At 65.4% G+C, this 9735-nt stretch carries 11 protein-coding genes, 1 other RNA gene and 1 pseudogene; 4 read left to right on the top strand and 9 right to left on the bottom strand.

Annotated elements, in window-relative coordinates; genetic code table 11:
* Together ACFP9U_RS20880 and ACFP9U_RS20875 are read left to right on the top strand one after the other, a co-directional pair.
* Window positions 1–1460: ABC transporter permease (locus tag ACFP9U_RS20880; RefSeq protein WP_378624406.1), on the top strand; the 1460-nt coding region annotated here is incomplete at its 5' end.
* Window positions 1461–1645: 185 nt separating this feature from the next.
* Entirely contained in the window at window positions 1646–2422 is a 777-nt protein-coding gene (locus ACFP9U_RS20875) for a Bax inhibitor-1/YccA family protein (protein ID WP_378624403.1), read from the top strand.
* An 86-nt stretch (window positions 2423–2508) separates the two neighbouring features.
* Here the strand turns inward: ACFP9U_RS20875 and ACFP9U_RS20870 are convergent, their stop codons facing one another.
* Together ACFP9U_RS20870 and ACFP9U_RS20865 are read right to left on the bottom strand one after the other, a co-directional pair.
* Window positions 2509–2784, bottom strand: a complete 276-nt coding sequence (locus ACFP9U_RS20870; RefSeq protein ID WP_378624401.1) for a SelT/SelW/SelH family protein — start codon at window positions 2782–2784, stop codon at window positions 2509–2511.
* 11 nt (window positions 2785–2795) lie between these two features.
* A complete protein-coding gene (locus ACFP9U_RS20865) occupies window positions 2796–3545 on the bottom strand; it encodes a YebC/PmpR family DNA-binding transcriptional regulator (RefSeq protein ID WP_322453066.1) in 750 nt (249 codons plus the stop codon).
* A 167-nt stretch (window positions 3546–3712) separates the two neighbouring features.
* Between ACFP9U_RS20865 and ACFP9U_RS20860 the strand changes: the two genes are divergently transcribed.
* Complete coding sequence (locus ACFP9U_RS20860) at window positions 3713–4507, top strand: MBL fold metallo-hydrolase (protein ID WP_378624410.1); 795 nt, start codon at window positions 3713–3715, stop codon at window positions 4505–4507.
* 7 nt (window positions 4508–4514) lie between these two features.
* Here the strand turns inward: ACFP9U_RS20860 and ACFP9U_RS20855 are convergent, their stop codons facing one another.
* From ACFP9U_RS20855 to ssrS, 4 genes are all read right to left on the bottom strand, one after another.
* A complete protein-coding gene (locus tag ACFP9U_RS20855) occupies window positions 4515–5279 on the bottom strand; it encodes a TerC family protein (RefSeq protein WP_378624400.1) in 765 nt (254 codons plus the stop codon).
* A 63-nt stretch (window positions 5280–5342) separates the two neighbouring features.
* Window positions 5343–6167 (bottom strand): TIGR00282 family metallophosphoesterase, encoded by an 825-nt coding sequence (locus ACFP9U_RS20850; protein ID WP_378624399.1) that lies wholly within the window; start codon window positions 6165–6167, stop codon window positions 5343–5345.
* A gap of 10 nt (window positions 6168–6177) precedes the next feature.
* Window positions 6178–6765 (bottom strand): 5-formyltetrahydrofolate cyclo-ligase, encoded by a 588-nt coding sequence (locus ACFP9U_RS20845; RefSeq protein WP_378624398.1) that lies wholly within the window; start codon window positions 6763–6765, stop codon window positions 6178–6180.
* A gap of 95 nt (window positions 6766–6860) precedes the next feature.
* Window positions 6861–7016, bottom strand: a non-coding RNA gene (ssrS, locus tag ACFP9U_RS20840) — 6S RNA.
* Window positions 7017–7212: 196 nt separating this feature from the next.
* On the opposite strand from ssrS, the gene ACFP9U_RS20835 reads away from it, so the two are divergent.
* The gene (locus tag ACFP9U_RS20835; RefSeq protein WP_378624396.1) at window positions 7213–7656 is read left to right on the top strand and encodes a GNAT family N-acetyltransferase; all 444 of its coding nucleotides are present in this window, start codon (window positions 7213–7215) and stop codon (window positions 7654–7656) included.
* A gap of 8 nt (window positions 7657–7664) precedes the next feature.
* Here the strand turns inward: ACFP9U_RS20835 and ACFP9U_RS20830 are convergent, their stop codons facing one another.
* The 3 genes and pseudogenes from ACFP9U_RS20830 to ACFP9U_RS20820 all read right to left on the bottom strand — a co-directional run.
* The gene (locus ACFP9U_RS20830) at window positions 7665–8450 is read right to left on the bottom strand and encodes a glutamine amidotransferase (RefSeq protein ID WP_378624408.1); all 786 of its coding nucleotides are present in this window, start codon (window positions 8448–8450) and stop codon (window positions 7665–7667) included.
* An 8-nt stretch (window positions 8451–8458) separates the two neighbouring features.
* Window positions 8459–8932 (bottom strand): TerB family tellurite resistance protein, encoded by a 474-nt coding sequence (locus ACFP9U_RS20825; RefSeq protein WP_378624395.1) that lies wholly within the window; start codon window positions 8930–8932, stop codon window positions 8459–8461.
* A 147-nt stretch (window positions 8933–9079) separates the two neighbouring features.
* Window positions 9080–9735 (bottom strand): annotated as a pseudogene (locus ACFP9U_RS20820) (heme biosynthesis protein HemY); the annotation flags it as partial.

Raw genomic sequence — 9735 nt, 5'->3', positions numbered from 1 at the left:
TTGCCGCCCTGTTCGGCCTGCTCACCACGCTCGCCTTCGCGCTTCTGCCGCTCGGCCGCGCCCGCGACGTGCCGGCGACGGCGCTCTTTCGCGAGATGGGCATCGATGGCAAGGGCTGGCCCAGGCTGTCCTACATGCTGGCGGCCGGACTGATTGCGGCCTGCCTCGCCTTCCTCGCCATATTCTATGCGGACGAGCGCCGCATCGCGGCGATCTTCGTCGCTGCGACCGTGGCGTCCTTTCTGGTTCTGCGTGGTGTCGGCTGGGCCGTGCAGGCGCTGGCCCGCCGCGCCCCGCGCGTCCGCTCCACGGCACTGCGCCTTGCCGTCGGCAACATCCACCGCCCCGGAGCGCTGACGCCGTCGGTGGTCCTGTCGCTTGGCCTCGGGCTTACCCTGCTGGCCACCCTGGCGCTGATCGACGGCAATCTCAGGCGGCAGATCGCGGGCAACCTGCCCGACGTGGCACCGAACTTCTTCTTCGTCGACATCCAGGCAAACGAAGTGGACGACTTCACTGCGCTGGTGGAAGCGCAAGCACCCGACGGTAAGCTCATTCGGGTGCCGATGCTGCGCGGACGGATCGTCTCGCTCAACGGCGTCAACGTGGCCGACATCGAGGTGCCGCCCGAGGGCGGCTGGGTGCTGCGCGGCGACCGCGGCATCACCTATGCGGAAAACCAGCCCGAAAATTCGACCCTGACCGAGGGCGAGTGGTGGCCGGAAGACTATGACGGCGAGCCGCTTGTCTCCTTCACCGCCGAAGAGGGGCGCGAACTGGGCCTCGAACTCGGCGACACGTTGACCGTCAACGTTCTCGGCCGCGACGTCACCGCGCGCATCGCGAGTTTCCGCCAGGTCGAATGGGAGACGCTGGCCATGAATTTCGTCATGGTCTTTTCCCCCAACACCTTCGCCGGCGCGCCGCATGCCTGGCTGGCGACGCTGACGGCCCCTGAGGCCACGAGTGCCGACGAGGCGCAGATTCTCAACGCCGTGACGCGCGCTTTCCCCACGATCACCACCGTGCGCGTAAAGGATGCCCTCGACATCATCAACGAACTCGTCGCCCAGCTCTCCACCGCCATCCGCGCCGCCGCGGCCGTGGCACTCATCGCCTCCGTGCTGGTGCTCTCGGGCGCCCTTGCGGCCGGCAACCGGGCCCGCGTGCACGACGCCGTCGTGCTGAAGACGCTGGGCGCCACGCGGCGCACGCTCATTTCGGCCTTCGCGCTGGAATATCTCCTGATCGGGCTCGCCACGGCTCTCTTCGCGCTCGCGGCAGGCGGCGTGGCGGCATGGTACGTCGTCTCGCACATCATGACGCTGCCCTGGACCTTCCTGCCCGAGGTCGCCCTCTCGACCGTCGCCATCGCCCTGGTGCTCACCGTCGGCTTCGGCCTGATCGGCACCTGGCGCGTGCTGGGCCACAAGGCCGCTCCCGTGCTGCGGAACCTGTAAAGGCAGAGGAGGCCGGCAATTTCCCCGCGTGGAGCCGCTTGCGGCAAACCGTCCGTTTTAGTGTCTGCGGCTCTTGCTCTTGACACGAACAGATATCATATTTGAACCACGCATGCTGGAATCCCGCCAGCGGCGAGCGGCCGTGTGGCCGACACCCGACGGGAGAGTGCGAGAAAGAGGAAACAATGGCTGACCTTCGCAACTATCAGGCCCGCGTGGCGACCGGCGCACGCACGGACGCGGCCATCGACGAGGGCCTGCGCGCCTATATGATCCGGGTCTACAACCTGATGGCCATCGGCCTGGCAATTACCGGGCTTGCGGCCTTCGGCACCGTTTCACTGGCGACGACGAGTGATCCCTCGGCCGCCGTCGCGCAGTTCGGCAACGGCACGCTTCTCACTGCTTTCGGAAGCGCGGTGTACCTGTCGCCCCTGCGCTGGGTGCTGATACTCGCTCCCCTGGCGCTCGTCTTCTTCATGAGCTTCCGCATTCACAAGCTGAGCGTTTCGGCGGCGCAGACGACCTTCTGGGTCTATGCGGGCTTGATGGGGCTGTCGCTGTCGTCGATTTTTCTCATCTATACGGGCGAGAGCATCGTAAGGACCTTCTTCATCACCGCCGCTTCCTTCGGCGCGCTGTCGCTGTGGGGCTACACGACGAAGCGTGATCTTTCCGGCATGGGCTCCTTCCTGTTCATGGGGCTCATCGGCATCATCATCGCCTCGATCGTCAATATCTTCCTTGGCTCCTCGGCGCTGCAGTTCGCCATTTCGGTGATCGGCGTGCTCGTGTTCGCCGGGCTGACGGCCTACGACACGCAGCAGATCAAGGAGATGTACTACGAAGGCGACAGCCAGCTCGTGGCGGGCCGCAAGGCCATCATGGGCGCGCTGAGGCTGTATCTCGACTTCATCAACCTGTTCCTGTTCATGCTTCAGTTCCTCGGCAATCGCGAGTAACTGCAAAGGCCGGAACGAACGAGAAAGGGCGGTCCGACCGGACCGCCCTTTTTTTCTGACCGATGTTTCAAAGCCGGGGCGCCGGCTTATCTGCGCTCCACGTGTCCCAGGTCGCGCTCGGGGTTGATACAGTCCCGCACACGGCGCTTCAGCTCCGCCGCATCCGGAAAGCCTCCGTCGCGCTTGCGTTCCCAGACGAGCTCCCCGTCGCAATGAATTTCGAAGATGCCGCCGGTGCCCGGGCGCAGCGCCACCTCGTCGAGCTCCTCCGAGAACGTGGACAGAAGCTCCTGCGCCATCCAGCCGGCCCTGAGCAGCCAATTGCACTGCACGCAGTAGATGATGGATACGCGATGCGCCATATCCGCTTGCCTCACGCTGCGCTCAGCTTGGCCATGGTCTCGTCGTCGACCTCGAAATTGGCGTAGACGTTCTGCACGTCGTCGTCGTCCTCCAGGACGGCAAGCAACCTGAGCACCGATTGCGCGCGCTCCTCGTCGACGGGCGTGCCGGTCTGCGGCCGCCAGGTCGGGCGCACCCGCTCGGCCTCCCCGAGCGCCTGCTCCAATGCCGTGCTGACGTCGCCAATGTCCTCGAAGGCGCAGGTGATGACATGGCCGTTCTCGTCCGACTGCACGTCCTCCGCGCCAGCTTCGATAGCTGCCTCCATCATCGTGTCGGCGTCGCCCGCCGAAGCGGGATAGACGATCTCGCCCACCCGGTCGAACATGAAGGCGACCGAGCCCGTCTCGCCCAGCGACCCGCCGGCCTTGGTGAAGGCGGCGCGCACGTTGGAGGCCGTGCGGTTGCGGTTGTCGGTCAGCGCCTCGACGATGACGGCCACGCCGCCCGGCCCGTAGCCTTCGTAGCGGACCTCCTCGTAGTTCTCCGAGTCGTTGCCCGAGGCCTTTTTGATGGCCCGTTCGATATTGTCCTTGGGCATGGACTGGGCCTTGGCGTTCTGCACGGCAAGGCGCAGGCGCGGGTTCATGTCCGGATCGGGCAGACCGGCCTTGGCGGCGACGGTGATCTCGCGCGCCAGCTTGGAGAAGATCTTCGACCGCGCCGCGTCTTGGCGGCCCTTGCGGTGCATGATATTCTTGAACTGTGAATGGCCTGCCATGGGGCTCCTTTGTCGGAACGGTTCCAAAATTTCATGGATTGCCGGCGTTATAGTGAAATCGCCCGGCAACGTCCAGAAGCCGGCCTCACGCAATGGTTACGGCGCCCTGCATGGCGGACCAGCGGATCTTTGGATAGGATGACCGCTTGTCGATCCGGGAGAAGCCGATGCTCGCCTTCCGCCTGATTGCACCGCTCGTCATCCTGTTGCTCTCGTCCCTTGCCGCCCAGGCGCAGGAAACGCGGCCCAGCACCTGCCTTGCCATGGCCAACGCCCTGCCCGGCATCGTCTATGTGAATCTCCAGCCGGTCGCCGCCCAGGACGTGACGATCACTTATGCCGGTCACTCGACCTACGTCATCGAGACACCGGCCGGCGTGCGCATCGCCACCGACTTCGCCGGGGTGTACGGCACCAGTCCGACACCGGATGTCGTCACCATGAACAAGGCGCATTCGACGCACCACACGCCAAGTCCCGATCCCGCGATCGAGCACGTGCTCAGGGGCTGGAACCCAGAAGGCGGGCCGGCGCGGCATTCGCTGCTGGTCGACGATGTCTATATCCGCAACGTCACCACCGATATTCGCCGCTACGGCGTCTTCGAACCGGATGCCAACTCGATCTTCATCTTCGAGGTGGCCGGCCTGTGCATCGGCCATCTGGGTCACCTGCATCACCGGCTCGAGGATGCACACTACGCCGCCATCGGACGGCTGGACGTGGTGATGGTGCCGATCGACGGCGGGCTCACCATGTCGCTCGACGGCATGAGCGAGATCACGCGGCGGCTCTCCTCCTCCATCGTCCTGCCCATGCACCGCAATGCCACGCCGCTCGGCGCGTTTACGAGCAGGATGGGCGAAGGCTTCGACCTCGACTTCCGCGAGGGGCGGACGCTCACCGTCTCGCTGGCTACACTGCCCGAGCGGCCGACGATCGTCGTTCTCGACGGCGTGTGAGAACGCCTCAGGCCTCTTCCTGCAACGCCTTGTCCCGCGCTCGCTTGCGTCGCGCCATCATGTTGAGCGTCTCGACCAGCGCCGAGAAGCCCATGGCCGTGTAGACGTAGCCCTTCGGCACGTGGAAGCCGAAACCGTCGGCGATCAGCGTCATGCCGATCATCAGCAGGAAACCGAGCGCAAGCATGACCACGGTGGGATTGGCGGCGATGAAGCGCGACAGGGGCTCCGCCGCCAGGAGCATCACCGTGACGGCGCTGATGACGGCGATGAACATGATGGTCAGATGGTCGGTCATGCCCACCGCGGTGATGATGGAATCGATCGAGAAGACGAGATCGAGCAGCAGGATCTGCACGATTGCCGCACCGACGCCCAGCGTCACCTTTCCGCCGACCATGTTCTCCTTGGAGTCGTGCGGGTCCACAGTATGATGGATCTCCTTGGTCGCCTTCCAGACCAGGAACAGCCCGCCGGCAATCAGGATCAGATCCCGCCAGGAGAACCCGTGATCGAACAGCGTGAACACCGGCTGTGTGAGCTGCACGATGAAGGAGATGGTCGCAAGCAGGGCCAACCGCAGCACCAGCGCGGCGCCGATTCCCAGGCGCCGCGCGAAGGCCTGGTTTTCCTCGGGCAGCTTGTTGGTGAGAATGGAGATGAAGATCAGGTTGTCGATGCCGAGCACGATCTCGAGAACGACGAGCGTGACCAGCGCGACCCAGGCCTCCGGACTGGTGACGAAATCGAAATGCGAAAGCAACCAGTCCATGGGCCAATGCATCCTTCATCAAAAATCGCTGCGCGGCAGAGGTAAGGCCGGTTTGCGCGCCCGTCAACGCCAGAAGACGGGGACCGCCTCTTCTAGATGCGGGCCGAGCCGCAGCGGCGCGACCTTCTCCGCAAGCCCGGTCCGGTCGGATATCTCCAGCCCCACGCCGCAGATCGTGGCCGGCCCGCTGGCCGCCTCGAAGCGCCCCTTCGGTACTTTGGTGGTGAACCGGTTGAGCGGTTCTTCCTTGTCCATGCCGAGCGAGGAATCGTAATCGCCGCACATGCCGGCATCGGAGATGTAGGCCGTGCCGCCGGAAAGGATCTGGTGATCGGCCGTGGGCTGGTGCGTATGGGTGCCGATGACGGCGCTGACCCTCCCGTCCACGAAATGGCCGAAGCACATCTTTTCCGAGGTGGCTTCGGCGTGGAAATCGATCAGCGCCGCATCCGCCTGCGCGCCCAGCGGACAGGCCGAGAGCTCCTCCTCGGCGGCGCGGAATGGGTCGTCCAGATCGGGCATCATGAAGACGCGGCCCATGATGTTGGCGACTAGGATGCGCGCGCCGTTGCGCGCCGTGAAAAGCCCCGAACCGCGCCCCGGCGTGCCCTTTGGGAAATTGGCGGGTCTCAGGAACCGCTCCTCGCGCGGCGCGAAGCCCAGCGCCTCACGCTGGTCCCAGACATGGTTTCCGGTCGTCACCACATCCGCGCCCGCCTGCAGTGTAGCGGTGAAAATCTCCTCCGTGATGCCGAAGCCGCCCGCGGCGTTCTCGCCGTTGACCACCACGAAGTCGAGCTTGAAGTCGGAAATCAGGCCGGGCAGCTTCGCCCAGACTGCGGTGCGGCCGGTGCGCCCCACCATATCGCCGAGAAATAGAAGTCGCATATCCCTGCTCTTACAGGGGCGGGGCGAAGCTGCGCAAGCCGCTTTCGGTGAGGATTTCCGGGATGATCACGTCATGCGGCTCGTCAGGCACCTCCGCCACCTCCTGGCAATCGAAAGCGATACCGATGAGACGCCGCGCCTGTCCGTTCTCCCGCAGCCGCTCGATCGCCCGGTCGTAATAGCCCGCGCCATAACCGATGCGGTGCCCGCGCCGGTCGAACGCCGCCAGCGGGACGAGCATCAGCGAAGGCTCGAGCATCGCGGCCGTCTCGTCCGGTCCCTTGGTTCCGAAGCCCATGTCGACGAGCTGCGCTCCACGCTTGAGCTCGCGGAAGATCATGGTGCTCTTGTCGAGGAGCGCCGGCAGACAGAGCCGTGCGCCCCTTTCCGCCAAGGCCGCCATCAAGGGCCGGACATCGACCTCCGAGCGCATGGGCCAGAAGCCCGAGACCACCATCCCCGGAGCAGGTGCGATCTCCTCTGCCGCCTCCGCAAAGCCGAGGGATGCCTCCGCCCGCCAGAGCGGGTCGGTCGCGTCCCGGCGCGCCAGCGCCTCCGCGCGCAGGGCGCGCTTCATCTCTCTTGCCGTCGTCGTCATGCGCTCACCATTTGCCGGCACCATAGGGCGACCGCCGTGCGACGGAAAGGCCGCTCAACGACATGGCGCGTCAACATGAACGACATGGGGGAGAACGGTGATCCACGGCAACCGATGGAATGTCGATCCCGGGAACCTACAAGGTAGGTGGGCGCCGTGTAGCCAAGCCCACGGGCAAGGCCAGGGACAGCTCCCTTTCGGATCGATAAGGCCCCGGGGATATGATTTCCTGTCGCGAGGCGCAGATCACCGTTCGCAATATAGGCCTCCTGCCGCCCGCCCGCCAGAGAGCCGGGCGGCGATGGATGGGATTTCTGCATGTCCTTATCCATTGCTCCGCGGGCGGGGCAATGCCCGGAGGCAGGCACAATGACGGGTACGCGCTGGCACTTGCCGGGATCGTCGAGCTTCGCAAGGTCAAACCTGAGAAATGGAAGGGAAAAGGCGATGCCCGAACTCGAAATCCGGCGTCTGGCGCCGTCCGACAGGGAGGATTGGGCCATGCTCTGGCAGGGCTACAACACCTTCTATCAGCGCAGCGTCGAGGAACGCGTGACCACGCGCCTGTGGCCGCGGCTGCTGCACAAGGAAGAAGAACCGCACGGCTTCTGCGCGGATCTCGGCGGCAAACTGGCCGGGTTCGCCCACTATTTCTTCGTCCCGTCGACATCCGACTGGAATCCGCGTTGCTACCTGCAGGACCTGTTCACGGATCCGGCCGTCCGTGGACGCGGCATCGGCCGAGCCCTCATCGAAGCCGTCTACGCAGAAGCCGACCGCAGGGAGGCGGCGCAAACCTATTGGCTGACACAGGAGTTCAACCACACGGCCCGCAAGCTCTACGACAAGGTCGGGCGGGCGACACCTTTCATCAAATATCAGCGCGCCTGAGTCCGGCTTCACGCCACACCGCGCCGCCCCACCTTCCTGTGCCCGACGGGCTTTAGCGCCTCCGCCTCGTCTCCGGCCTTCACCCCTGCCTGCGCGCCGGCGCCGAAGACCATCTCGAGGAACTCGACCAGCCATTGCTTCAGATGGATGTCCCAGATGAAGCGGCCGCCCAGATGGTCGCGGCCGGGCTGGGCGCCGGGAAGCACGAAGCGATGCGCGCCGTGCACCACCCAGCGCTGCATCATGGTCCGCGTCAGCTCGGCGTGGAACTGGATGCCCCAGGCATTCCGGCCGTAGCGGAACGCCTGGTTCGGATAGTGCTCCGCCGTGGCGAGCAGCGTGGCGCCGGAGGGCAGCGAAAAGCCCTCGCGGTGGAACTGGTAGACCATCTCCGGCCAGTGCAGGAGCCGCCGCCCCTCCTCGGTCGCCCGCAGCGGATACCAGCCGATCTCGACCAGCCCGTCGTCGTGGCTTTTGACCTGTCCGCCCAGATGGTTGACCAGCATCTGGGCACCGAGGCAGATGCCGAGGAAAGGTTTGTCCTCTTCGAGCGGCACGGAAACCCATTCGGTCTCGCGCTGCACGAATTCGTCGTGATCGTTCGCGCTCATCGGCCCACCGAAGATCACGGCGCCCGCGTGCTCGGCAAGCGTGTCGGGCAGGGAATCGCCGAGCGGCGGCCGGCGAATGTCCAGGCTGAACCCGCTGCGTTCGAGAAGCTGGCCCACGCGGCCGGGGCTGGACATTTCCTGATGCAGGACGACCAGGATCTTTTTCGCGTTCCCCCTGCCCATGTGCACGGCTACGCGCTTCCCTCCCCGCCTTCGGCCTGCTGGACACGCTGGCGCATCGTCACGCGGGTGCGCGTGTCCACGCCGATGAGCTCGGCCACGCGCCAGACCAGATTGTCCTCGAGCTCGTGCAGTTCCCCGTCGGCGTAGACGATCTCCCACATCAGCCGAATGAACTCGGCCCGCGCGTCCTCGTCCAGATTGTTCTTCAGAACGCTCGTGAAGATGTAGAGATCGACGGCTTCCGCCTCCGCCTCCTCGCCGGCCTTCATCAGCGCTTTCAGTTCGGGCCCCTTCACATTGTAGGCCGCCGAGAGCGTCTCCTTCAGCCGGTTCTGCTCTTCGGCGCTGCGCTCGCCATCGGCGTTCATCACATGGATGAGGAGTGCTGCGGCCGCCACCCGGGGGTCGTCCACATTCAGACGCTGGGATCCGCCGTCACCTGCCGGCAGATCCTTCAGGAAAGAGAGAATACGCTCGAACAAATCCGAATCCTTTGGAAAGCATTGTTTGCATCATGCGAAGCGGCCATCAGCCAAACAAGGTCTTTTTTCGCCGGATCGCGCCGAGGTGAGAAAAATGATCACGCGGCCGTGCGGTTCCCCGCACCGGCGATCATCGCCACACGAACATCAAAACAGGCGAAACCGCGACGAGGCCTGCCGCTCCGCATCCTCCGGTTCGACGCCGGGATCGTCGGGCAGCGGCGGGCGCGCTTCTTCGCTCCGTTTGCGGGGCGGGACCGCCTCCTCGTTCTCCCCGTCGCCGTTCGGTGGAGCGGCGGCCTTCCCGCGCTCCTTCGGTGGCTCCTCGGGCTCAGCCGGCTTCTCCTCATCGATCTCCGGCTCCGGTTGTGCTTCGGGTTCCAACGGCGCTTCGGCTTCCCGGGGCGTCTCCGTGGCCTCGAGCGCCGGCTCGGCCTCCACGGTGACCACGGTTTCTTCGGGCACGACGTCTTCGCTTCCGGAAGCTGTTTTTTCTTCGCGCGGCTCCGCTTCGATCGCCGGCAGCGCGAGCGCCTCTTCGCCTTCCAGAACCTGGCCGAGCCGCTCCACCGGCACGCGCCATTCGAAAGCATCGAGCTGCCCGGTCACAGGCGAGGCGGGCATCCACCGCTCCGAAACGAAGCCGTCGGCCACCCAGGCCGGGTCGCGCGGTGCGCGCACCGCCTTGGCGAGCCAGTGGCGCACGCGGCCCTGATCACCGGTTTCCGCTTCCTCGATATCGGCCAGAAGCAGGAAGGCACCCTCGCGCGGGGCAAGCCGTACCGCCGCTTCAGCGGCACGCC

It is taken from the genome of Nitratireductor sp. GCM10026969 (genome assembly GCF_042660605.1).
GTDB lineage: Bacteria > Pseudomonadota > Alphaproteobacteria > Rhizobiales > Rhizobiaceae > Chelativorans.
This window is presented reverse-complemented; position numbering and strand designations above follow the sequence as displayed.